Here is a 24,944-nt window from a genome sequence, read left to right on the forward strand (position 1 = left end):
GCTGCCGATTTTTTACCCCACCGACGTGACCGTCGCCGCCGGCGCAGGGTGACGCGACGTCACCAGGCCGATAAAGGAAATCGCCAACGCCAGACCGATGGTGGTGGTGACTTCGGTGCGGTGTTCCGGGGTGATCATCATCACCGCCAGCGCTGCGCAGATGAACACGATCACCAGCCAGGTCAGCCATGGAAACAGCCACATGCGAAAGGTCAGCTCGACATTGCGCTGACGCAAAATCCGCCGCATGCGCAACTGCGATACCGCGATCGCCAGATACACCAGCAAGGCAATCGCGCCGGAGCTGGCCAGCAGGAATTGAAACAGCCCGGCGGGCATGAAATAGCTCCACACGATGATCAACGCGCCGAGCACGGTACTGGCAATCACCGCTGCTCGGGGCACGCCTGCCGAGGAGGTAGCCTTCAGCATCTTCGGCGCATCGCCTCGCCGGCCCAGCGAGTACAGCATGCGCGAGGCAATGTAGATCGAGGAGTTCATGCAACTCGCCACGGCGATCAGCACGACCACGTCGACCATGAACTTGGCGTGGGGAATGTTCATGATTTCCAGCGCGCGCTGATAAGAGCCGACCGCGGCCAGCAACGGATCATTCCACGGCACCACGGAGATCACCACGAAGATCGACAGCAGGTAAAACACACCGATGCGCCAGATCACCGAGCGCGTGGCCTTGGCAATGTTTCGCGACGGATCATTCGATTCGGCAGCGGCAATGGTCACCGCTTCAGTACCGATGAAGCTGAACATGATGGTGATGAAGGCGCCGACAACCGCCGACAAACCGTTGGGCGCAAATCCGCCGTGGTCGGCCATCAACCCGCTCAACCCGCTGACTTGCCTGTCGGGAATCCAGCCCATCAACACCGCAAAACCGACACCGATAAAACCGATGATCGCCACAACCTTGGCCATGGCGAACCAGAATTCGAACTCCCCATACTTGGACACGCTGAACAGGTTGGTCACCACCAGTGCAATGATCGAGCCCAAGGCGAACAACCAGGCATCCACCTGTGGAAACCATTGATTCAGCACATGCCCGGCCGCCAGCGCTTCGATGGGAATCACCAACACCCAGAACCACCAGTAGAGCCAACCGATGGTAAAACCGGCCCAGCGCCCGATCGCCTGATCGGCATAGGTCGAGAATGAGCCGGTATCCGGATTGGCCACCGCCATCTCACCGAGCATGCGCATGACCAGCACCACCAGCAAACCGGAGAACAGATAAGCCAGCAGAACCGCCGGCCCCGCTGCGGCAATGGCATGCCCTGAACCTACGAACAAACCGGCGCCGATGATCCCGGCGATGGACAGCATGGTGACGTGACGAGGCTTGAAGCCCTGCGCCAATTGGCTACTCGAATCCATGGAGTTAGGGCTGATCATTGGTTTTTTTATTCTCTGCTGATCGACATTCAAGCTAATTGATGCGGGCAAACGATCATCATCGTTGCCTGCAGGACTTCCCGAAAGAAGCCCCCTTCAACCGCCGCAGTTCTTATCAACCCCATGATCTTTATGAGGTTATCTTGACTTAAAGACACCTCACCTTACCCGGCCTGCCCGATGAGTCAGTAGCCTGATTGCGCCATGATCGTGTCTGATATCGACATTCGAGAACTATGTGTTCACGATAAACACCGACTGGTCACCTCGCGCACATTGCAACCTATGTTCGCTGCAGTGCCTCATAACTCGGCAACTCAATCGCATCCGCCTTCGGCGAAAGGACTTTGCTTATACCCCGGCAACGCCAACACAACCCGCGCCCCACAAGGCGCATTCGCCTCCGCCCACAAGCGTCCGCCATGCGCCTCAATGATCGTGCGGCAGATCGACAGGCCCATCCCCAGTCCGGTGGGTTTGGTGGTGTAGAACGCGGTGAAGACTTCTTCCGCGCGCTCGCAGGCAAATCCCGGCCCGGAGTCGCTGACGGTAATCCGCACGTTTCCACCGGCAACATCGCTGGTGATGGACAGCCGACGCACGCCCTCCGCCATCACCGCCATGGCTTCGAGGCCGTTGACGATCAGATTGAGCAGAACCTGTTGCAACTCAACCCGGTCGGCCAATACCGCCGGCAAGTCGCTGGCCAGTTGCACGGACACCATCGCCCCATATCGAGTCGCCTCACTGCGCGTAAACCCGACCATCTCCTCCACCACCGCATTGAGATCCAGCGCTTGCCGTTGCGGTGGTGTCTTGCGGATCAGCGCGCGGATGCGACCGAGCACGTCGGCCGCGCGGTTACCATCGTTGATGATGCGCTTGAGCCCCAGTTCGACTTCACCGGTGTTCGGTGGTTGTGCGCCGAGCCAGCGCAACGCGGCGTTGGCATTGGTCACGGTGGCGGCGATCGGCTGGTTGACTTCGTGAGCGATTGACGCCGCCAGCTGGCCCATGGTCGCCACGCGGTTGGCGTGGGCCAGTTCCGCTTGTACCTGGCGGTAACGGCGCTCGCCTTCGCGTACTTGTTCTTCCGCTTGTTTGCGTTCGCTGAGATCAAGGACAAACGCCACGCCCTGTTGCTGACTGGCTTCGAATGCGGCCAGACCGACGATCACCGGCAGGCGGCTGCCGTCTTTGCGGATGTATTCCTTTTCGAACGGCTGGGCACGCCCGGTGCGGAGCGCCGTCGCGAGCGCCGCTTCGCTTTCGGCGCGCCGAGCCGGTGGGGTCATGTCGCGCCAATGCACTTTCCCCGAAAGCAGATCATCTCGTTGATAGCCGACCATGCGCAGGAAAGCGTCGTTGGCCTCGATGATTTCTCCTTCGACACTCCAGACAATGATGCCGATGATGTTGGCGTCGACCAGCCGGCGAATCTTTGCTTCACGCTCGGCGACGTCGCGATACAGCCGTGCGTTGTCCAGCGAGATTGCCGCTTGTGAAGCGACCAGCCGCAGCACGGCAATACGCGCCGGGCTGAACACCCCCGCCGACAGGTTGTTCTCCAGGTACAGCGCGCCGGCGACCCGCCCCTGATTCATCAATGGCAGGCACAGAATCGAGCGGGCGCCGTGCTGGTGCATGTAGGGATCGGCGGCGAATGCCGGATCGGCGACGGCATCGTCCAGACATAGGTTTTCGCCGGTGCGCAGGGTCTGGTAGAGCACCGATTCGGCCAGCGCCGCGGCATTGATGGGCTCATTGCACAGTAATGTGGCGCTGTCGCCAATGCGCGTTCGCGCGGCGATATACGGCGTCTCGCCTTCGGTGAGAATCAGCACACCCTGCTCGGCGCCGGCCTGTTCGATGGCGGTGCGCATGACCGTTTCAATCAACCGGTCGAGAACAATTTCGCCAGACACGGCCTGGGACACCTTGAGCACTGTGGCCAGATCCAGATGCTCAACGGCGGTGATGATGGTCGCAGTCGCGCTCGGCTGCGCGTCTTCCTGGCGCAGAAAACGGTGCCGCCGCTCCAGTTGCCGCACCTTGCCATCGGCGCCCCAACGCAAGTAACCGTAGCGTGCGTCTTGCAGGTAGACGCGGGCGATTTTCGCCAGACCGCGAGCACCGTAGAAACGCGACGCCAGTTCGTTGGCCAAAGCCTCAATGTGAACGAAGCCGCTATCCACCGCCAATTGAATCGCCCGCTCGTACAGCAACTCTGCTTCGATCGGTTGCCCCGCAACCCGAGCGATTTCGGCACCGACCAGCGCTACATGACTGGCGAAGGTTTCGGCACACTGTTGTGCCCAGATTTGCAGTTGATCGTGGTGCTCTGCCAAGCGTTGCAGTGGATCGGTATCGGCGTCGCCATGAACAGCCAATGTCAGCGCTGCGTAGAAGTGGTATTCGGCCTCCTCGAAAAACGAAGAAATTACCCACATCAATTCCCGGGCCTGAGCCGCGCAATCAGCCGCTGCCGCGTAATCCCCGGCCAGATAGCGCGCCTGCAACTTGCGCACCCAATATTTGCCACGGGCCAACGCCAGATCAGGCGCAGCGAGTTTCGCCTCGAAGCGCGTTTCATCAAATTGTTCATCGTTGAAACTGCCAAATTCCACAGTCTGCCCGCGCAGCATGCGGATCAATGCTCGTTGGCAACTCATGAAGTTCACCACCAGCCCGAAGCGGATTTTCTGCGCGTAGGCCAGCCCCGCTTCGGCCTGAACCTGCACCTCCGCCAGCGGTTCGCCAATAAACAGCAGGTCAGAAATCAGGCTGTTGCCGGCATACGCCGCGTAGGGCAAATCGCCGATGCGGTTGGCGGCGCTGAGTGCACGGCGCAGCAATTCGCGGCACTCGCGCACCGGGCGCATCCAGCGCACCACGAAGATCGAGAAGCACAGATAAGTGCTCGCCTCGTAGCGTGTCAGGCCACGTCGGTCGACCAGATCACACCCCAAACGGCCAAAGTGGTAGCCAGCGGCATAGTCGCCGAAGCGCCGCCCGGCGACGCGGGCGACGTTGGCATAAAGCACGCAAGAGGCATCGCAATTGCCATGTTGCAGGCTCAGGCTGACCGCTTTGCAAATGGTCAGGCAGGCAAGGTTGGCGTCCGACTGCAACGCCGGTGCGAACAGCTTGCTCAACGCATCCAGCGTCACCAGTGAGGCCGGATCTTCCATCAACGGCAAGTCGATCAGTTGTTCGATGCTGCGCTCACCCAGTTGCACCCAGATCTGCTGGTATTCCCGGCGTACTTGCTGATCGTCCGGATGTGCCGTCCAGTCGATGCCAACCTGACGCAGATAGGCCAGGCAGACGGCAACCGCGCGGTCGCTGCGATCGAGCAAAAGGTAGACATCCATGTGCAGACAGGTCACCGCCGCGCGCTCCACTGTGGTTGCCGCGCGCTCGGCCAGAACCTGCAGTCGGGCGTCGGCCAGCGCCAATTGTCCGGTAAGAAATTCGCACTCGGCGCGGTTCAGCTCCAGGGCAAACGCCAACTCATGGCGGCTGTCATAGCCTTGTTCGCCAAGCACCGTCGCGCCCGCGCCCAAATAGGTCAACGCAGAGGTGTAAGCGGTCGAAGCCTTGGCGCGCTGACCGGCGAGCAGGTTGAATTCGGCCAACTGCTCACGTTCGGCACGGGCGCTGATCAGGCTGGCGCCGCGATTGAGCTGGCCGACAATTTCAAAGATTGCCTCTTCGCGGCCTTCGTCCGACGTTTGCAGCGCCAACAGCCGGCCAATGCGCAAATGCGTCTGCGCACGTTCGGCTTCGGCGATCAGCGAGTAAGCCGCCTCGTGCACACGGTCGTGAGCAAACGCACAGGCACCGTCCAGACGTTCAACCAGATCCTGGCGCACCGCCGGCCACAGCGCCGCGTGCACGCGAGCCGGGGACAGATCGAGCACAGTGGCCAGCGTGTCGATCCGCGCGACGTTCCCCAGACACGCCAGCTGTTGCAGGGCCTGGCGGGTTTCCAACGGCAAACGCGCCAGCTTGCCGACCATCAGATCGACAACGTTGTCGGTGTAACCTTTGCCGTTGATCAACTCCAGATCCCAGCGCCAACGGCTGAATTGATGGTCGTAAATCAGCAGTTCTTCCTCGGCGAGAGCCTGGAGAAACTGGATAACGAAAAACGGATTGCCGCCGGTCTTGTCCAGTACCAGCCGCGCCAGAGTGACGATGCTCGCGGGTGGGCAACGCAGGGCTTCGGCAATCAGTTGTTCGATGTGCACACCGGCGAGCGGGTTCAGGCGAATCTCGTCGATGTGCGCGCCGGCATTGCGAATGGCTTTGAGTTTGCCGCTGAGCGGATGGTCGGCATCAACCTCATTATTGCGGTAGGCGCCAACCAGCAGCAGATAGCCAACCTCCGCGCGGGTCAGCAGATCTTCGAGCAGATCCAGTGTCGCCGCATCCAGCCATTGCAGGTCATCGAGGAACAGCGCTAACGGGTGTTCCGGTCGGGCAAACACGCTGATAAAGCGCTGCAACACTCGCATGAAACGTTGCTGCGCCTGTTGCGGTTCAAGCTCCGGCACCGGTGGTGGCTCGCCGATAATCAGCTTGAGTTCGGGGATCAATTCGGTCATCAACCGCGCATTCGGTGACAGCGCCTGTAAAAGCGCCGCACGCCATTCAACGAGCACTTCGCGGCGCTTGCCCAGCAGCGTGCGCACCAGTCCTTGAAAGGCCTGAACCAGCGTCGCATAGGGAATATCGCGCTTGTACTGGTCGAACTTGCCGGAGGCGAACAGCCCCCGCGACGGCACCAGCACTTTATGCAACTCGCTGACCACCGAGGACTTGCCGATGCCTGAGTAACCGGACACCAGCACCAGTTTTGGCGATTGGCTCTGCACTACGTGTGCGAACGCATCGATCAGCGTTTGCACTTCGCGCTCGCGCCCGTAGAGTTTCTCCGGGATCAACAGGCGATCGATCGCGCCCTGCTCGTTCAGCGTGAAAGTCTCGATGTGCCGGGCACGCTGCCAATCGTTCAGGCAACGGCGCAGGTCATGCTCGACCCCGGCAGCGGTTTGATAGCGTTCCTCAGCGGTCTTGGCGAGCAACTTCATGACCACCCGCGAGAGCATCGCCGGCACGGTGGCCACCCGTTCGCACGCTGGCATCGGTAAGCGCGCGATGTGGCAATGCACCCATTCCATCGGATCATTGGCGCTGAACGGCAGCGAGCCGGTGAGCATTTGATAAAGGGATACGCCAAAGGCATACAGATCACTGCGCGAATCGATCGAGCGATTCATCCGCCCGGTTTGTTCCGGTGCCATGTAGGCCAGGGTGCCAGCGATGGTTTCCGGCGGCTCCGGCGCTTGCCGTTCACGGGGCAGACGTGAGGCGAGGCCGAAGCCGGTCAGGCGTGCCTGGCCGTCGCTGCAATTGACCAGCATGTGTTGCGGCTTGAGATCTTTGTGCACCAGACCGCACTGGTGCAGGCGGCCCAGCGCCACGGCGATGTTGATCGCCAGCAACAGGCCGGTCTCGGTGTCCAGCGGCGCGATCAGCAAGCGCGACAGCGGCTCGCCGCCGGGATCGTCGAATAACAGGCGTGTCGTTGCGCCTGCGCGTTCAAGGGCTTGCGGTTGCAGCGCCCATTCAGCATTGAGATCGTCCTTGAGGCTGTATTCATGCGCCAGGCGATCAAGGGTCGCGGGCAGCGGTTGAGCGTGGGCCGGGCGCATCACCAGAACACTGCGACGACCCTCTCTCTGGTCGAGTTCGCGAGCAAACACCCGCTCGCCGTCGTCCCACAACATCTGCTTTTTGCTGGCCATCTGTGTCGACACCGTCATAGGGTTGCTGTTCAACCGTTGCGGCGCGCCGGCTCGATGCCCAGGGCTTCGGCGATACGCACCAGATCCGCCACTGAGCGGGCTGACAGTTTTTTCATCACCTGGCCGCGATGGACTTTCACCGTCACTTCGCTGAGGTTGAGTTGCGCGGCGATCTGCTTGTTCATCAGCCCTGCGATGACAAACCCCAGCACCTCACGCTCACGCACGGTCAGCGTCTCGTAAGCCAGACGCATAACCGCGCCAGACTGCTCGGCAAGCAACCGCGCACTGTCCCGGGCCAGCGCGCTGGCCACGGCGTCGAGCATGTCCTGATCGCGAAACGGCTTGGCGAGAAAGTCCACCGCACCGGCCTTCATCGCTTTGACGGTCATGGCGATGTCGCCGTGACCGGTCATGAATACGATAGGAATACGCACGCCGGTCTTTTCCATCTGCTCCTGAAAAGTCAGGCCGCTTTCACCGCGCAGGCGCACATCGAGCACCAGGCAACCGGGCACGTCACGTTTGGCCGCGGCGAGAAAATCCTGAGAGGTTTCGAAGGTCTGCACCTGCAGGCCAATGGAGCGCAGTAAACCGTCGAGGGCCTGGCGCATCGAGGCGTCGTCGTCGACCACATAAACCACTGGCTCGCGCAACGTCGGCGGGGTGGTGCTGGGGCTGGAATGCGACCACAGGGTCATGCTGTCTCCTCGGCGAGATCGCAACGCGTGCGATGTGCAGGTGAATAAATCTAGTCCATGATGGCAAACGCAGCCAGATGCCAGCCAAACGGTCGCGCAGCAGGCTAGCAGTCGGCGCGCGTTGCCGACAGGCCAGAAAACCCTGAATATCGGCCATGCCGTAACCGCCCCGCTTCAGCCGATTGAACAGGCAGATTTCGATGTCCAGTGTTTCCCCGCAGCCCGGCACTTCTACCGCGCAATCACGCGACGTGGTTTTCATCGCCTACCCGCGAATGAGCCTGCTCGACCTCAGCGGTGCACAAACGGTGTTCTGGGCCGCGAGCAAAGCAATGGCCGAACGCGGTCAAGCGGGTTATCAGCTGCACACCGCCAGCCTTGGAGGCGGCTTGGTGCACACCGTCGAAGGTTTGGCCGTCGACACCCGCGCGCTACGCGATCTGAACATGGCCGCACTGGATACCCTCGTCGTCCCCGGTGCCCCGGACATCTGCCAGTCCCTCAACGAGCATGGCCAACTGACCGACTGGCTGCGTCGCGAGGCGCCGAGCGCGCAACGCGTGGTCTCGGTGTGCAGCGGCGCGTTCCTGCTGGCCAAGGCTGGCCTGCTCGACGGCTGTCGCGCCGCAACGCATTGGGCCATGTGCGAGACGTTGCGCGAACGCTTCCCGACGATCGAAGTGGATGCCGATGCGATTTTCATCCAGCAAGGGGCGGTGTGGACATCGGCGGGTGTCACGGCCGGTATCGATCTGGCGCTGGCGCTGGTCGAGGCGGATGCCGGCCGCGAAGTGGCTTTGCAGGTCGCCCGCGAACTGGTGGTGTACCTCAAGCGGCCCGGTGGTCAGGCGCAATACAGCACGTTGCTGCAAGCGCAGGTGCAGGACAGCCCATTGTTCGAGCCGCTGCACCTTTGGCTGATGGACAACCTCGGCGATCCCAAACTGAGTGTGGAGCGTCTCGCCGAGCAGGCCAGAATGAGCCTGCGCAATTTTACCCGGGTCTACAAACAGAACACCGGCCGCACGCCATCCAAAGCCATCGAACTGTTCCGCCTCGAAGCGGCCAAGCGTCTGTTGGAAAACTCGGCGCACAACATCGGCAAGGTCGCGCGCCTCTGCGGTTTCGGTGATGAAGAGCGTCTGCGCGCCTGCTTCCAGCGTCACCTGTCGATTTCTCCGCGTGATTACCGTAGTCGCTTCACTCGTGAAGGCTGATCGCCGGAAGCGCTGACTATCAAAGGGTCTCGACGCGCTATACCTAGGTATAGTTTTGCCCCAGCGCGGACGGCGTATGGTGCAAGAACGACAGGAGTCGTCACGCATGCCCATCCGGTCAGGGAGCCCTATGCACAACACGGTTGTCATTGCAGTGGTTGACGACAACGAGGCCATTCGCAGTGCGCTGGAAAGCTTGTTGCGCGCCAGCGGTTATCGGGTACGGACCTTTCCCGACGCCCGCACCTTCCTTGAATCAACAGGGCCCGAGCAGGCGCACTGCCTGATTTCCGATATCCAGATGCCCGGCATGAGCGGCCTGCAACTCAATGAGGCGTTGCACGCGCAAGGCTGGCGCATTCCGGTGATTTTCGTCACTGCTCATCCCGATGACGTGAACACCCGAGTCCCCGGAGTGGTGGCTTGCCTGCCCAAGCCCTTCCAGGCCGATGACTTGCTCAGCCATATCAAACAAGCCCTTAATAGAACCCCTCCCGTGTAGGAGCTGCCGAAGGCTGCGATCTTTTGATGTTGCCTTTTAAAAACAAGATCAACAAATCGCAGCCTTCGGCAGCTCCTACCGTTCGATACCTTCGTATACCCCCCTTCAACGCATGCGTAATCGACGCACACCGATGGACAACTGCGCCCGCAGCCCCCACGCCATAACATCGTTTTCGACAGCGGGCGATTAAGCGCCATGCAGTACGGCAAGCAGTTTGCGGTGGCCAGTAACGTCACGCCAGAGTCGAAAACGACTCGGGTTTATCCATCCATCAGCGTCAGGGAGCACATTATGAAACAGCAATTATTGGTGATCGGTGCAGGGTTCGGCGGGCTGTGGAGCACATTGAGCGCCGCGCGTTTGCTGGATATGCATGACCGTCACGACGTGGAGATCACACTGCTCGCCCCGCAAGCCGAACTGCGCATCCGCCCGCGTTTCTACGAACCCGATGTGCACAACATGTACGCGCCGCTGGATGCACTGTTCGCTGCGGTCGGTGTGCGTTTCGTCCAAGGCACCGCCGAGAGCATCGACGGCCAGGCACGTCGCGTTGGTTATCGCGATGAAAGCGGTCGCCCGGGTGAGCTTTCTTACGATCGACTGGTGCTGGCCAGCGGCAGCCAACTGGCCCGTCCGCCAGTGCCGGGTCTGAAAGAACATGCGTTCGACGTCGACCAGATCGAATCGTCGGCGCGCCTGGAACGTCACCTGATTTCGTTGGCCAGTCAACCGGTCAGCAAGGCCCGCAATACCGTCGTCATCGCCGGGGGTGGCTTCACCGGGATCGAAACCGCGACCGAAATGCCGAGCCGTCTGCGCGCCATTCTCGGTGACGATCAAGACGTTCGGGTGATCATCGTCGACCGCAGCAAAGACATCGCCGCGACCATGGGCGACGGTATCCGCCCGTCCATCATCGAGGCCTCCAAAGAACTGGGTATCGAGTGGATCGTCGACGCCACGGTCGCTGCTGTGGATGCCAACGGCGTCACCCTCGCCGACGGTCGCCACATCGAGAGCAACACGGTGATCTGGACCGTGGGTTTCCGCGCCAGTCCGTTGACTGAACAGCTCAACGCCGAGCGCGATGGTCAGGGTCGGTTGCACGTCGATGGCAACCTCAAAGTGCAAGGCCTTGAGCACGTGTTCGCCGCCGGTGACGTCGCCCGTGCCGCCACCGATGACGTCGGCAACTTCTCGGTGATGTCCTGCCAGCACGCCATCAGCCTCGGCCGTCATGCCGGCAACAACGCCATCGCCGATCTGCTCGGAGTCGCGCCGACCACATACCGTCAACCGAAGTACGTCACCTGCCTCGACCTGGGTGCCTGGGGCGCGGTGTACACCGAGGGCTGGGATCGCCAGCTGAAACTGGTGAAAGACGAAGCCAAGGACCGGAAGCCGCAAACCACCAGCGGGTGGATCTCCCCGCCGGTCGCCGAGCGTAGCGCCGCTCTGGCCGCTGCCGACCCGGCGATTCCGGTGGCCTGATCTGCCCCGAGCGCCCAAGAACCGATGTCTTGCCTGATAAAAAGGAGAACACCATGACCATGCATCTGGATTCCTTCACCGCCAACAGCGCCACCCTGCAAACCCCGACCGAAGAGCTGGTGCCGTCGCGCTACGCGCTGCGCCTCGGTGACATCGACGTGATGGTAATCAGCGACGGCGTCCTGCCGCTGCCGACCCAGACCATGTCGACCAACGCCGATCCTGCCGACCGCGCTGAGTGGTTCCAAGAGATGTACCTGGGCCCCGACGCGTTCGACTGGGCACTCAACGTGCTGGTGGTGCGCAGCGGCGAACAGGTGATCCTCGTCGACGCCGGACTTGGCGGCCAGTTCCCCGGTTTCCCCCGCGCCGGGCAGTTTCCCAAACGCCTCGCGGCGGCCGGCATCGACCTCGCAGACGTCACCGATATCGTCATCACCCACATGCACATGGACCGCATCGGCGGACTGCTCGTCGACACGGTGAGAAACCGTCTGCGCGACGACGTGCGCATCCACGTCACCGCCACCGAAGTCGACTTCTGGACCTCGCCGGACTTCACCTGCACCGACATGCCCGCACCGGTGCCGGATGTATTGCGCTCGACCGCCAACGCGTTCATCCAGCAGTACCAAAGCAAACTGCGCATCTTCGAAAATGAGTTCGAAGTCGCTCCCGGCGTGGTCGCCAAACTCACCGGCGGTCACACCCCGGGCCATTGCGTGGTCTACGTGACCTCCGGCGAGGAACGCTTGACCTTCGCCGGCGACGCCCTGTTCCCGGTGGCCTTCGATCACCCGGACTGGCACAACGGCTTCGAGCACGATCCCGATGAAGCGGTGCGCGTGCGTGTGCGCTTGCTGCAGGAAGCGGCCGCCAGCGGCGAGCTGTTTGTCGCCACACACTTGCCCTTCCCGTCGGTCGGCCGTGTTGCCATCAATGGTGAAGCGTTCCGCTGGATTCCGGCGATTTGGGATTACTGATTGAGCTAGCGCCACACCGCTTCGCCCGGCCTTGGTCGGGCGAAGTTGTTTTCGCCTGTTACAGATCCGGTCCGGGACAACCGCTACCTTTCCTCTTTTACATGGAACGACGGTCGATCCTTGTTCTCTACCGCTGAACCTACAGCGGAGGGATTGACCATGATTGCCCCTGAAACCGGTATGAAACCGGGTGAGCGTTATCGCATTGAAAGCGTCGAGCGCGCGCCGCAATTCCCCGGATTTTTCCTCGACGGCAAGTATTACCTGGGTCCCGAGTTGCAAACGGCCGTGGGCTGGCTCGAAGGGCAGAATTTCCTGTATGACCAACTCGATCCCAATGGCGAACCGGTTTATCCGGACAGAATCGTCGGCACGATCACCGCGCGGACACTGGAACTGTCAGATGGCCTGCGTCTGAGCATCGAGGAAATGCCCTTTCAGGCAGAAGCTATTACGCCATTCCACACGCTTGACGAAGCGACTGTTGAAACCCGACCACTGGCGATATCGCAGCGGCACACAGCAGCAGGCTTGCGCCAACCGATGCAACCTTCGGCGTTACTGGTTGCAGGTGCAGCATTGCTGGTCGGGCTGTGCCTGTTGGCGATCAATCGTTCTGGCCGTCGAGTCAAATAGGCTTTGCATGACTTGGGCGGTGAGCGCTTTTCGTCACGGCCCACGATCAAAGGCTGATCACAGCGCTTGCCTCGCGCATGAAGATTTCCACGGTCTTCGGGCCGATGCCGTCGAATTCCGCCAGTCGCTTCTCAAACGCCGGGCGATCAGCGCTGGCCTCGACCATATGGCTGACCGTGCCCGCATACTCGTCGTTTAACCTGCGCGCCAAGGCGTGCAGCCGTACGGCGGTGGTCTCGTCATAACGCACGTAATGCGCCTCCCAGAGCATCGCGACCAGCTCACGATGGCTGCACGCAGCCAGTTTGCGCGGTGTATCGCGCCCGTGTTTATCGGCAATCACCCGATAGGCTTCGGCGGCTATTTCGGCCTGTATCCGCTTACCCATCAGGAAACTGGCAAGCAGCCATTTGAACAGTGCAGCGTCATCGTTGTGCTTGAGCTGAATGTTCAAATCCTCGGCGCTGATCGTCTTGTTCACCGGCTACCTCCGGGGTTGAAATCGAGGGGATTTTTCGTGTTCTGTCTGCTTGGCAAAGGCTTGATCTTTAGGTCACCGCCGGTTCCAACCGTTCAAAGCAAAACAATTGCCAGCGGCCTGAAACAAACCCCGAAAATCCTTTGAATTTTTTTCGTCGGCAAAACTCATTTGCGTATGAGCGTAAGGAGGAACGCATGAGCAACGTCGACATCTTAGTCATCGAATACAAACTTCACGGCCAGCCAAAATCATTCGTCATCCGCGCAAAAACCATGCGCAACGCCGACGCATGGCATTGGGCGAGTTGCGATGCCGGCATCGCGCCGATTCCCAAACCCGGCAAACCACCGTTGAAAGTCATCTCCAAACCCCAGGCCGAGCGCTTCGGCATCACCGACGTGAAATGGCGCGAAACGGCAACGGTGGACTGGATGGAGGCATAGTCATGCTCAAACAAGTCGGCAACACGCTGATCCGCCGTGACCACCGCGCCAGTTGCCATTGCGGTGCGGTCATCCTCGAAATCCATTTGCCCGACGGCCTGCCCCCGCCGCACCGCTGCGACTGCTCGTTCTGCAAACGCCGAGGTGCGATTGTGGCGGCGGTGCCGGCGGCGGATCTGAAGGTGATTCGCGGTGAATCTGCATTGCTGAAGTACAGCTTTGGCCAGCAAGTGGCCGAGCATTTTTTCTGCGGGAATTGCGGTATTTACACCCACCATCGACGCAGTACCAATCCGCATGAGTTTGGTTTCAATGTGGGTTGTCTTGAAGGGGTCAACCCTTATGATCTGGGTGAGGTGCCGGTGGCAGATGGTGGGGCTTGGCAGTCGCCGTGAGGGCAAAGGGCCGCTGGCGAGCACATCAAGGCTCGCCAGCGGATCTATCAGAACGGTCAGCATTAACGAAAGAAACTTGCCTTAGTGCACTTTCAATTCCAGCAGCTCACCGCCCTCTTTACTCAAACGCTTCAGATACGCACCGGCATCGAGCAGCTGATAAGGAAAGTACAGACCTGCCGAAGTGGGTAGTTTGCCATCCAGCCCAAGCAGTCGTTCCAACAACATGGCGACGCTGAGCCCTGTCAACGCTGCGGCGCCTGCCGGGTGAACGACGGCATGCCGTGTGTGCAACGCCCGACCCTTGCGATCCTCGCCGACCATTTCGATGAGGATCTCGGTCGACATCGGCCGACCCGCGCGTCGCGAAGAGCTCACCCCGCTGGCCAGATTGAACTGCACATTGGGCGCATCGGTGGCGGCAGCCAGCCCGGTCACATCGATGGACGAGAAGCCAGAGGCTTGCATCGACGTGCCGTCCAGCGCACGGAAGCTGACGTTCTGCTCCTCACCTTCACGCCAGACGTAATTGCCATCGCGCCGCGTCAGGGCGGCGGGCAGCATTTTGCTCAAGTGTTCAAAATCTTTGGCCACGGTCGGCCCGCCGCCGTCCTGCTCGTCAACCAACGCATCAATGCGAATATCGCGCACCCGGGCAAACGCCTCAGCAATGTGCAGCGCCGCCACCGTCGTTGCACCGACCATCCACTCGTAACCCAGCACGATGGCAGATGCGTCAGGGCGATGGATGTAACTGGCGATTTGCGGCGCAATCTCGAAAATGCCGGACGAAATGCTCAGGTGCGGCACCTTGCGCTGCTGCGCGAAACGCAACCCGGCAAGGGAATGATCCATGTAGAAAACCGCCACGGCGCTGACCGGGCGATCGCCCATACCCAGATCATCGGCCGCAGGATCAATGACCACGCCCTGCGCCCCGCCCATTTCCTCGGCGGCTTGTTGAGCCTTGGCCAGGTCGCGGCCGCCGATCAGCAACGGTACGTCGGGGTGGGCGGCGCGCAGGGCTTTGGCAGAACGGTGGCCGATGGCGCCGGAGCCGCCCAGAAACAAAATGGGTTGAAGTGACATGGGTATCCCTCCTCGTCTTTTTTGGGTTGCAACCTAGTGTTGGTGCGTGCCCGGGCGTGAGGGTTCCAGGCCATTGCCTGAGCTGGAGGGCGGGCCGACGAGTGTCATTTTGAACGGCGCGTTGATGAGGCATGTTTAGGAGTTTTTTGTGGTTGTTTAAAAGACACGTCGCGTTACTTGCTTGAGGCTACAACGTCTTGCGCCATTGCCTACGACTACGCCAGAATCCGCCGGCTTGTGCGCCTCAAAGGCCACCGGTAACTTTGTTCGCGTCACTGATTCCCAGTGATCGGGTTTAGTAGCCCGTGGTAAATGAAAGTGCTCAAGCGTCCATCAGAAGGTATTTGCGTACCTGCACTCGATGGCGGCTGTGCGTAGGGCGCCCTCGGGCGCGCCGGCTTTCTTCTTTTCCCCGGTCTACTAACCTGCGTACAGCTGCCCCCCCCTGTTTAGTAGCTCGGTGCGGCGGCCACACCACAGGAAAAAGAAGAACATGTTCAAGATCACGCCGAACCCGCCGGAAACAGATCCGGCCTCCCCGTACGAAGCTCCCGATTCCAGGAAATTCCACGAAGCCGCCGAACGCGCCCTCGACTACTACCTGACGCCAACCCAGCGCATCATGGGCAGCGACAAAAAACACGTTCCCATGTTTCTGGCCAACTCCGACTACGACAGCGAGTCCCTGCTCGTTAACGCCAGCGAATCGCTCAGCTCAGCCACCGAGATGCTCTGCAACTTCGCCGCCCTCCTGGACCCAGGCCACCGCAAAACTGCGCTGGGGATTGCGCAAGTGGTGATGCTGGGGGAACTGGCGGTGAATAAAGCACTGGATAAAGTTGTGCCGGTGGATTGAGTGGACATCCCTTTGTGGCGGCAGTCGGGTTGCTGTCACAAAGGGATCAAGATTGCATTGGGCGTCTGCTTTCGGCCAAAAGCGGACATTCATACCGCTAGTCAAATACACTGTCGCGACGGTTGCATTGAAATTTGGTGCAAGTGTTCTGCGGGAAAAAGGGAGAATTGATGAGTCTTGATCTATGTTTGGAAGCTGATAGTACGCTCACAATTTTGACATTGAGCAATGCACTTGAGAATGCTGGTGCTCGAAAAGTCGAGGTAACAGAAGATGGGCTATACGCTGAATTTAGCTCAGGACTTAAATTAAGTACCGATGACGCCTTCGGTGACCACACGATTTATGCTGAGAATACAATGGGTATCGACTTTCCTGTCGCTGTGCGTTGTACCATCAGAATTAAAGGGCCTGAACCAGAGGGAGAGTCGGCTATGGAAGATTTGGAAAAAGTCGCCCAATCAATATCTCAGTCGTGTTCAGCCTTCTTTCTAGTTAGCTTTCAGTTCGAACAAACCATGTACTGGCGGGATGCGACAGGGCTACATCGTCCTTGAGGTCGGTGCCTGCGCGTCGTGCTTCAAATATTTTTGAATGGTGCTTTTCGGACAAAAGCGCCTTTAATTGATGGGCCGCAATTGGCCGAAAGCTGACGGTCGAATCTGACACTCTCGCATAGTCAATCGCCAAGCTAATCCACAAGCTCGAATTGCTGATACCCCACGCGCCTGACGTAAACCCAATAATCATCCCCTGGATCATATTGCTCCATGCGAACACTGTGTTCTTGGCACCATTCATCTTCATCGATGAGGATGCAATCCCAATCGAAGTCGGGGTTCTTGGAAATAGCATAACTTGGATAAGGCTTATCGATATCGAAATGGAGCGAGTACACGAACAACGGAGACTCCCAAGGCATCCGGGTTTCATACAACCGCATCAGCTCGGGCATCTTTGCTTTGCAGTGCTGTTCGGCAAACTTCAATACTTGGGGCAAATCATCCCACGCGGCGTTGACCATACGTTGCGCAGCGACGAGCCTGGCGCGAGGTGGTTCGTCATTGTGGTGTTCGACGTAAATCAATCGAGTGCCGAACTGGAATTCGCATTGCCAGTTCCCTGAGGGAGCACGCCAGTGGCCCAGCATGGATTCGGTCAGTAGGTTGATGCCCATATGCGTACCAGACAAATAGATTGTTATGAATCAATGACGACTAATCTGTCGACTGTGCGCGCTGCACAGCTTCGAGAAGCTGGCCGTCGAAGTACTCAGTTCCATCGGGTTGATGTTTATCCGGGAAGAAAGGGGACGAAGAAAGCGGACAGATTTATTCTCTGAAAATAAATCTGTCCCTTTTTTAGTCTGATAAATAAATCTGTCCCCATTCCACCTGGTCCCCATTCCACCCACATTCCACCCGAAAGTGCTCTGCCCCTGAGATTCACTGGCCTCGACTACAGGGTCAGACAGTGATGCACGGCAGGCGAAATCAAGCGACAAACGATTACTTGCTGCCTTTTGCAGACTCTCTGTATTTGAGCGCGATCCGGTGAATGTCGGACGTTAGCCTCATCAGTGACTGAGACAATTCGAGCACGTCGACTGCATTGACCGCCTCTCCAGAGCTCGAAGCTTTCTCGTTACGGGTAAAACATTTATGAATTGCTCTCAACTTCGGCACATGCTCACCTACCCAATTAGCAAGCTGTTCACCTTCGCGATATAGGGAAATGATGCCGAATGCCAGCAACAGAAAGGACAACCCGGCTTTAAGGAAAAACCAGCTGGTTTCATCTGACGTCGGTATATAACCAAAGAAATACAAACCCCATAGGGTCATGAGAATCGAGGCGCAAACGACCAACGACTTGATAATTCCCCAGAAAAAAAACGACAAAACTATACCCATCAACATTGGGGGTTTCGCATTACCCGATAGCCCGCTGAGCAGGTAACAAATGAACTGAGGAACCAAGACCAGACTGGCAATGCACGTCACAATCAGGAAATCTTTTTTGAAGTCGAGCATGATGCCGGTAAAGTGGCTGAGCAACTTGCCATATTCACCAACAAATTCATCACCCACGATAACGCCTGTACCAATCGCAATCTTGGCTACAAAAAATACAATCATTGCGGTCAGCGCAGACAAGTACCACACCACCCGAATATCGCCGCCATTTTTTTTGCTGAGTAAATAGGTAAGCCCCGTGATAGTACCGATTACAAGAATAACGAAAAACGCTTTGCACATTTAAGCTGACCCTCCTTGAAGTATGGCGCAATGATATCATCTAATTCCGAGTAAAAAGAACCTGTTCAATAGAGATCGCGCTCCGGATGTGGCTGCCCTTCAGCCCGCCAAAGCTCAATTCTTTAGTCAGGCTCATGAGTGATGCGCAAAACACCGAAAGAAGCGACTTAACTTATTTGTCTAATCACAGCGTCGGCTGAGGCGGGAGACATTCACGAACGGCTCCCTTAAGTCTATGCTTGCGACACCACAATTGCTCTTGAACACAAACCCCATGCCGAGTTCAAACCCCCGCCCAACCCCCGCCCCGCTCCTCAACCCCGGCGAATCCGTGGTCCTGTTCGACGGCGTCTGCAAGCTCTGCAATGGCTGGGCGCGGTTCCTTATCCGCCACGACCACCAACGCCGCGTACGTCTGGCCGCCGTGCAATCTCCCGAAGGCCAGGCGTTTCTGGCGTGGGCCGGTCTGCCAATTGATCAATTCGACACCATGGCGGCCCTCCGCGCCCGCCACTACTGGGAACGTTCTAACGCTTTCTTCGAAATCATCAGCCAATTGCCCGCCCGCTGGCAGCCGTTGCGACTGCTGCGCATCTTCCCCCGGGGCCTGCGCGACTGGGCTTACGACCGCATTGCGCTGAACCGCTATCGCCTGTTCGGCAAATACGACACCTGCCTGCTGCCCACGCCTGACCATGAACAGCGCTTCCTCAAAGCAACGGCGCCTACAGCAGAAAGCTGAACAACTGCACCGGGGTCATCTTCGTCACCATCATCAGCACGATGACAAACATTCCGGCAAATCCGAGCACCCCCATCCAGACCCATTTGCGGTAACCCAATTGATATTGTTCATCAACCCCCGCCCCCGCCTCGCTCGCACTTGATGCCATCACGCACAGCCGCTTCTGCAACAGCAACACCGGCAGCCACAGGGAGCCGACGCAGAGGAAAATGATCAACGACGTCAGCACCCACTCGGTGCTCATGCTCAGCCCGGAAAGTCGCATCAACAGATAACCCGTGATGATCTGCACGAACCCGGCCGGCGTGGTGATCCACGTGTCGAAGCCCACGACCATGCGTGCGACGTGGGCAATCACTTGCGGGTTGCGTGTGCGGCTGGCGGCAATCAAGTAGAGGTAGGAGCCCATGCCGAAGCCGAACAGGAAAATCGCGGCGATGATGTGCAGGTACTTCAGGCACAGATAGAGCATGTCAGCGCTGCCCGTCCGAGAAGTTCACGGCCAGGCTCAGGTTGACCGGATCGTTGATCGCGGCCATGTACTCGGCGACGCTGATTTCGCCCACGCACGGTCGGGCGCCGGGTGACGGCACGTAGCCTTGGGTCATTTTCATCGCCAGGGCTACGGCGGCGCAGCTGGGGATTTCCGGGCCCTTGTCATTCATTGCAGTGAGTTGCGCGGTCATCGACAGCGGTTTGCCGTCAACACCAAGGCCCAGCACGTCGATGTACATCGCGCTTTTGCCATCGCCGAAACGCTCGAAGCGCGTGCCTAATCGATGCAATCTTGCAGCCCACAAAGCATGGTCGCGCACCAGTCCGATTTTCAGCGCCTGGGCCAGCAGACCGTTGGCGATGCCGCCGAGTTTTAGCCCGGCGCCTGCCTTGAACTTCAGGGTCTGCGCACCATAACGACCGGCGAAAATATCCATGTCCGGCACATCGACGTTGGCCAGCAGCCGCGTGCCCATCTGCGGCATTTTGCGCAAGGTCAGGTCCAGCCAGCCGGACACTTCGTGCACCTTACCGTTTTTCAGTTGCTTGATCGGTTTGCCGGCGTAAGCCAGTACGCCTTCGATTGTCGACAGCCCGGGCATTTTCGCTGACGAAGAAATGCCGTGTTCGATCGAGTCGATGCGTGAAAAACGCTGGCGCTGTTCATCGATGATGGCGGAGGACAGCGTCGGCACCGAGCTGCAACCGCTGAGGATGGCCACACCGGCCTGCTTCGCCCGTGTGTCGAGAACGTCGATGCCGTTGACGAAAGTGCGGCAGTCCGCCAGATCGCAGTAGTTCACGCCAGCGTCGATGCAACTCTGCGCAACGGCATAGGATTGTCCCTGAAACGGCCCGCCGGTATGCACGACCAACTGAACGTTCAGCGTGCGCAATGCGGCTTTGAACTCGCTGCCCATGGCATCGCCGCACCAGCCTTCGCAGACATTGACCGATTGACCATTCAGTTCATCGACTTTGCGCTGCAACTTGCGCGGATCACGGCCCGAAAGCACCAGGCCGATGTCCGGCATCAGCGCCAGATGCCGGCACACAATGCTGCCAAAGTTTCCGTAACCACCGACCACCATCACCCTGAACGGCATGCAATTCTTCCCTAAATCAATCCATCAAACAGGCGTGCAGGATATAGGGATGAACGTCAGCAAGCCATCCACTACAGGCCTTCGCCTGCAGGGTTATGCGGTGTACCCGAGTGCGCTAGAAATTGATCTTGAACCCCAACATCGCGTCATACCCATGACTGTCTCCATCGAACCCCTGCCGATAACCCGCCGAAGCGGTAAACGTGGTGCGCTGATTGGCCTGGTAGTCCACCCCCACATTGACCTCGCCCCACGTGCCCTGCAGGTCTGACTCGAACGGGATGTATCCCGACTCGGAAGAAAACTCGGTCTTCGGCTGCCCCTTGAACTCATGCCAGACACTCGGCCGGATCCACGCATTGGTGCGCCGTGCAGTTTTATCGACGCCCTCGGTGTCCCAGTCCTTGGCGATACGCACACCGGCGCGGCCGATCAAAGAATCCACGTCCTTGAAGCGAATCTTCGCGCCGACGTCATCGCTGCTGTCCAGATCGACGTAGCTGTAGATCGCCTGCAATTGCGGCTCGATGTACCAGTCCTTGTCGACTTCAAACGGGTAGCCGTTTTCCAGCGACGCGGTGTAGCCCCAGCCACGGGTTTTCAGTTTGGCCAGGTCGTTGGGTTTGGCTTCGATGTCGAAGCGGTTGAGCTGCAATACGCCGTCCAGATACCAGCCGGAGGGGCCGAAGCGCGTCCAATACGCGCCGAGGCCGTAAGCGCGCGCGGTGTCTTCGCCGGCGGCGCGCCGGGTGTAGTGGCTGACGCCTGCATCGATGGTGCCGGCGGACAACGACAGCCCGGCCTGCTCATGACTGCCGTCAGGCCGGTCCTTGCGGTAGAGGTCGGTGCCGACCTGGAAAGCCGTCAGGTCATAGTTGTATTCGGGCGTGTTGCCCAAGGCATTTTTGCGGTCGCCGTCCTGTTTGCCGCTGCGGTAGATCACCCGCCCCCAGCCCATCGCCGGCGCCAAGGTGGATTCGTCTTCCTTGGGCAACGGATCACCGCGATTCAGTCGCTCCTCGCCGACCCGCTCGTGAAGAGTGTCGCCCATCGTCCGGCCGTAAACCAGGGCCAGCGCCGGAACGGCGCCGTACAGCGATACTTCCGGGCGGTAATTCGGCACCGGGGATGGAACGGGATCAGGATCAGGACCGGGAGGACCGTCCGGAGGCACGGCGTCCGAACGCAGATACCAGGTGTCCTTGCCGCTGCCATCCTCGGCACCTTGTTGCAGGCGATATTCGTAGGGGCCGGCGACCACCCGCCGGGCCAGTTGAAACGCATTGGCGTCACTCGCGGCTTCGGATTTATTGAGCAGTTCGACCACCGCAATGCCGTTGCCCTGAGTCAGCTCGCCCTGCCCGCCGACGTTGCTCACGATCACGCCGGTGGTGCGGCCACTGGCGGTGGTCGTCGAATCCACCACCAGCATGTCGGAGAGACTGTTCGCGCCGCCGCCATTCAACGTGGTGTTAAGCAGCAGCCTGCCGCCATTGGACACGAACACCCCGCCGCCCTCGGTGCCGGCGGGGTTGGCCCCGCGGATCGGCAACCCATTGCCGACCGTGTTGCTGCCGGCGGCAAGGTCGAGCGTGCCGCTATGGGTGAATCGGTTTACACCGAGCAACTGCCCCTGCACGGCACCGCCCAGCGTTGGGCTATTGGCCGTTTGCCCCAAAGGCAGATAGGCGCCGCTGGCGTTGAAGTTGACGATGCCCGTCGCCGGTTGCGCCGCCAGACGAATCACACCGCTGTTGTCGATGCTGTTGGCGCCCGATGCGCCGAGATCACTGACGGCAACGCCCCAGGTATCGCGAGTACCACTGCCGCTGCTGTCAGTAAAATTGCGCAGCGTCCAGGTGCCGCTGTTGGCCACTGAACTGGCCGCGCTGACGGCATTCACGGCGCCAGTCATTTGCCCGCTGTTGTTGAGCGCAAACGTCGTGCCCGGTGTGGTCGCATCGGCGCGTACGGCGACATCGCTGAGCGCGCTGATCACGCCAGAGTTGTTCAGTGTCTGGCTCGCACCACCGAGGCCGACACCGCGGCTGTCGCCCCGCCCGCCCTGAATGGTGGCCGTGTTGATGACGTTGGCGCTGCCTCCTTCGGTCAATGCGTCAATCGCCGACGCCCCTGTGCCTTGGGTGGTGATCGCGCCGCTATTGCTCACCGAAACACTGGCCGCACCCGAGGCCTCGGCGAGAATGCCCTGACTGTTGTTGGCGCCGAGTGTCTGGATCGAGCCGCTGTTGACCACGCTCTGCGCGCCAGTAACCGACAGCGTACGGATGCCGCGCTGTTGATCGCCGCGTGCGATCAATTCCCCACTGTTGTTGACGCTCAACGTGCCCAGCCCGCTGCCCGAGTTGAAGGCATTACCGGCCAGAATCGCCGCGCCCTGGCCGTTGACGTCGATCAGCGGGCCATTGAACACGACACCCACGTCGCCGCCCAGCGTCAGCGCCTGGATACCAAAGGAGCCAATGCCCGTGCCGTCGCCCGAACCGGCGTTCGAGTGGGTGATGATCGTGCCGGCGGAATTGACGTTGACCGTGCCCGTCGGCGACTGCGTCGAGGCATAGATGCCGTTGGCGTTGCTGTGCAGGGTTTCGATACGGTCGCCGCGATAGTTGACCTGAACATTCCCCCCGGTCGAGTCGACCCGAATGCCGCCCGCGCCGAAACCGCTGGCGAACAGGTCGCCCGAGTAATCGATCAGCACATTGTTGTTTTCGGCGCTGACAATGATCGCGTAGGCCCGGGTGGTGTTGATGTCGCCGAGGACGTTGATATTGCCGCTACCGGTGATCGAGACATCACCGGTGCCGCGCTTGATCACATAGATCGCCCGCGAACCGGCGGTATTGGCCGTGCTGCCAACGTTGATGGCGGCATTGTTCTCGATGCTGATCGAACCGCTGCCGCCGACGTTGTCGTTGGCATAGATGCCGTGCGCGGCGCCGCCGGTGGTGGTGATCGCGCCGTTGTTGACGATGGCGATGCTGCCGAGGGTGGAAAAAGAACGAATGCCAAAACCGTTGAGGCCGCTGGTGCTCAGCGTCCCGCTGTTGGTGAGGCGGGTAATGCCATTGCCACCTTCGGTGAACAAGCCGAAAGCGTTCATGCCGATGCTCTGCACGTTCGCCGCGTTGATCAGTGTGGTGTTGCCATTCACCGCCCGGGTGTGGACACCGGCATGGTTACCAATACCAGCGGTGGGCAAAGTGTCGTCGATGATCGGAAGCCCGGCCGACAGTGCATCATCGTTATTGACCAGAATGCTCACGCCACTCCCGACACTAACGTTGGTCTCGCCGCTGCCCGTGGCTTTGGTCCAGATGCCGTTGCCGCCAAGCAAAGTGATCTGGCCGTTGCCCTGATGATTGAGGTTGATCGCCCCGCCACCGCTGGCATTGATGTCGATGCCGTCGTGCTCATTGCCGACCACGGTGTTGAGGATGTTCAGCGTGGTACCGGAACTCACCGAGAACGTCGACGACCCGGCGCCAGCATTGGTTATTGCCAGTGCGTCGAGGCCACTGCCACCGACATTGACCGTGTTGGTGGCGCCATTGACGCTCAGGCTGGCGTTGCCGGTGGTGCCGATGACATTGGCAAACACTGCGTTGGCGGCCGTGGGTGGCGTGCTGTCCACCGTGGTGCCGCTGAGTGTCAGCGTGGTGTTGGCATTGTTGCCACGACTGTTCAGCGAGGAACCGGCGGTGGTGGTAATGGTGGTGCCCGTCTGAGTGTTGATCGACGCATCGACACCGGAGGCAGGCAAGCAGGTTTGCGAGACGTTGTAGGCTCCCGCCGCCAAGGGCCCGCACGCGGCCTGAACATCTGCGAGCATCAGGGTGTTGGCCATGGCGACCAGTAAAGCATTGCGCATGAAATGCGGGACGTGTCCGCCATGAGATGGGCCGCTGGCACCGTGCATGAAAACCTCCCTGTTCAGCGTGCCTGGCGTATCCCTCACGCCTGTCGACGCCGCGCAATATTGCGTTGTGATGACCGCTATAGACCTTAGTAGTTATTTCCAAAGTTGGTAATTCGCGGGTCGAGGACCTGGATTGGCAAGTTGACGAACGGTCTGTCGAATGTTCAGATGCCGCCCAGTTTCAGGTGTCCCATGCCGCCGTGCATGGGGTGAAACGGGAAACCGGTACGTTCTTTTCGAACAAGTCCGGTGCTGCCCCCGCAACGGTATGCGCGTGATGCTTTCGATACACCACTGTGGCCGCACGGCCATGGGAAGGTGAAAGCCTCGATACGCGCGAGCCCGGAGACCGGCCTGAAATTTCGTTTGGCAAA

The 24,944-nt window shown here is 59.7% G+C and carries 20 protein-coding genes and 1 riboswitch; of the genes, 10 read left to right on the forward strand and 10 right to left on the reverse strand.

The genetic code is table 11. From position 1 onward, the window contains the following. Positions 1–12 precede the first annotated feature (12 nt). The 3 genes from gabP to AK821_RS14685 form a co-directional block, all read right to left on the reverse strand. The gene (gene gabP, locus AK821_RS14675) at positions 13–1,413 is read right to left on the reverse strand and encodes a GABA permease (protein ID WP_064390335.1); all 1,401 of its coding nucleotides are present in this window, start codon (positions 1,411–1,413) and stop codon (positions 13–15) included. Positions 1,414–1,730: 317 nt separating this feature from the next. Continuing rightward, positions 1,731–7,226, reverse strand: coding sequence for a trifunctional serine/threonine-protein kinase/ATP-binding protein/sensor histidine kinase (locus AK821_RS14680; protein WP_064390336.1), 5,496 nt, complete (start codon positions 7,224–7,226; stop codon positions 1,731–1,733). Positions 7,227–7,255: 29 nt separating this feature from the next. Continuing rightward, positions 7,256–7,927 carry a response regulator transcription factor gene (locus AK821_RS14685; protein ID WP_064390337.1) on the reverse strand — a complete coding sequence of 224 codons (672 nt, stop codon included), beginning with the start codon at positions 7,925–7,927 and terminating at the stop codon, positions 7,256–7,258. Positions 7,928–8,127: 200 nt separating this feature from the next. Between AK821_RS14685 and AK821_RS14690 the strand changes: the two genes are divergently transcribed. From AK821_RS14690 to AK821_RS14710, 5 genes are all read left to right on the forward strand, one after another. Continuing rightward, complete coding sequence (locus AK821_RS14690) at positions 8,128–9,144, forward strand: GlxA family transcriptional regulator (RefSeq protein ID WP_064390338.1); 1,017 nt, start codon at positions 8,128–8,130, stop codon at positions 9,142–9,144. Positions 9,145–9,274: 130 nt separating this feature from the next. Continuing rightward, complete coding sequence (locus tag AK821_RS14695) at positions 9,275–9,646, forward strand: response regulator transcription factor (protein ID WP_064390712.1); 372 nt, start codon at positions 9,275–9,277, stop codon at positions 9,644–9,646. 294 nt (positions 9,647–9,940) lie between these two features. After that, a complete protein-coding gene (locus AK821_RS14700; protein ID WP_064390339.1) occupies positions 9,941–11,143 on the forward strand; it encodes an NAD(P)/FAD-dependent oxidoreductase in 1,203 nt (400 codons plus the stop codon). A 53-nt stretch (positions 11,144–11,196) separates the two neighbouring features. Then, positions 11,197–12,126, forward strand: coding sequence for an MBL fold metallo-hydrolase (locus tag AK821_RS14705; protein WP_064390340.1), 930 nt, complete (start codon positions 11,197–11,199; stop codon positions 12,124–12,126). A gap of 159 nt (positions 12,127–12,285) precedes the next feature. Further along, entirely contained in the window at positions 12,286–12,762 is a 477-nt protein-coding gene (locus tag AK821_RS14710; protein WP_064390341.1) for a hypothetical protein, read from the forward strand. 46 nt (positions 12,763–12,808) lie between these two features. On the opposite strand, the gene AK821_RS14715 is transcribed toward AK821_RS14710, so the two are convergent. Next, positions 12,809–13,243, reverse strand: coding sequence for a DNA methylase (locus AK821_RS14715; RefSeq protein WP_064390342.1), 435 nt, complete (start codon positions 13,241–13,243; stop codon positions 12,809–12,811). Between the two features lie 194 nt (positions 13,244–13,437). Between AK821_RS14715 and AK821_RS14720 the strand changes: the two genes are divergently transcribed. Both AK821_RS14720 and AK821_RS14725 read left to right on the forward strand, forming a co-directional pair. Beyond that, positions 13,438–13,686, forward strand: a complete 249-nt coding sequence (locus AK821_RS14720; RefSeq protein ID WP_064390343.1) for a DUF6555 family protein — start codon at positions 13,438–13,440, stop codon at positions 13,684–13,686. A gap of 2 nt (positions 13,687–13,688) precedes the next feature. Next, positions 13,689–14,081 carry a GFA family protein gene (locus AK821_RS14725; protein ID WP_064390344.1) on the forward strand — a complete coding sequence of 131 codons (393 nt, stop codon included), beginning with the start codon at positions 13,689–13,691 and terminating at the stop codon, positions 14,079–14,081. Positions 14,082–14,162: 81 nt separating this feature from the next. On the opposite strand, the gene AK821_RS14730 is transcribed toward AK821_RS14725, so the two are convergent. Further along, positions 14,163–15,170, reverse strand: a complete 1,008-nt coding sequence (locus tag AK821_RS14730; RefSeq protein WP_064390345.1) for a saccharopine dehydrogenase — start codon at positions 15,168–15,170, stop codon at positions 14,163–14,165. A 493-nt stretch (positions 15,171–15,663) separates the two neighbouring features. Between AK821_RS14730 and AK821_RS14735 the strand changes: the two genes are divergently transcribed. Both AK821_RS14735 and AK821_RS14740 read left to right on the forward strand, forming a co-directional pair. Continuing rightward, the gene (locus tag AK821_RS14735; protein ID WP_064390346.1) at positions 15,664–16,026 is read left to right on the forward strand and encodes a DUF6124 family protein; all 363 of its coding nucleotides are present in this window, start codon (positions 15,664–15,666) and stop codon (positions 16,024–16,026) included. 170 nt (positions 16,027–16,196) lie between these two features. Beyond that, a complete protein-coding gene (locus AK821_RS14740; protein ID WP_064390347.1) occupies positions 16,197–16,583 on the forward strand; it encodes a hypothetical protein in 387 nt (128 codons plus the stop codon). Between the two features lie 134 nt (positions 16,584–16,717). Here the strand turns inward: AK821_RS14740 and AK821_RS14745 are convergent, their stop codons facing one another. Both AK821_RS14745 and AK821_RS14750 read right to left on the reverse strand, forming a co-directional pair. Continuing rightward, a complete protein-coding gene (locus AK821_RS14745) occupies positions 16,718–17,203 on the reverse strand; it encodes a hypothetical protein (protein WP_064390348.1) in 486 nt (161 codons plus the stop codon). Positions 17,204–17,534: 331 nt separating this feature from the next. After that, on the reverse strand, positions 17,535–18,284 hold the full coding sequence (locus AK821_RS14750) for a hypothetical protein (RefSeq protein ID WP_064390349.1): 750 nt from the start codon (positions 18,282–18,284) through the stop codon (positions 17,535–17,537). Positions 18,285–18,558: 274 nt separating this feature from the next. Between AK821_RS14750 and AK821_RS14755 the strand changes: the two genes are divergently transcribed. Beyond that, entirely contained in the window at positions 18,559–19,026 is a 468-nt protein-coding gene (locus AK821_RS14755) for a thiol-disulfide oxidoreductase DCC family protein (RefSeq protein ID WP_064390350.1), read from the forward strand. Here AK821_RS14755 and AK821_RS14760 read toward each other — a convergent pair. From AK821_RS14760 to AK821_RS14770, 3 genes are all read right to left on the reverse strand, one after another. Beyond that, positions 19,010–19,501, reverse strand: coding sequence for a DUF2269 family protein (locus AK821_RS14760; protein WP_064390351.1), 492 nt, complete (start codon positions 19,499–19,501; stop codon positions 19,010–19,012). The two genes, AK821_RS14755 and AK821_RS14760, sit on opposite strands and share 17 nt — an antisense overlap. A 1-nt stretch (position 19,502) precedes the next feature. Beyond that, complete coding sequence (locus tag AK821_RS14765; RefSeq protein ID WP_064390352.1) at positions 19,503–20,630, reverse strand: saccharopine dehydrogenase family protein; 1,128 nt, start codon at positions 20,628–20,630, stop codon at positions 19,503–19,505. A gap of 115 nt (positions 20,631–20,745) precedes the next feature. Continuing rightward, positions 20,746–24,570 (reverse strand): autotransporter outer membrane beta-barrel domain-containing protein, encoded by a 3,825-nt coding sequence (locus AK821_RS14770; protein WP_064390353.1) that lies wholly within the window; start codon positions 24,568–24,570, stop codon positions 20,746–20,748. A 166-nt stretch (positions 24,571–24,736) separates the two neighbouring features. Continuing rightward, positions 24,737–24,942, forward strand: a riboswitch (cobalamin riboswitch). Positions 24,943–24,944 lie beyond the last annotated feature (2 nt).

It is taken from the genome of Pseudomonas sp. RIT-PI-r (assembly GCF_001297015.1).
GTDB lineage: Bacteria > Pseudomonadota > Gammaproteobacteria > Pseudomonadales > Pseudomonadaceae > Aquipseudomonas.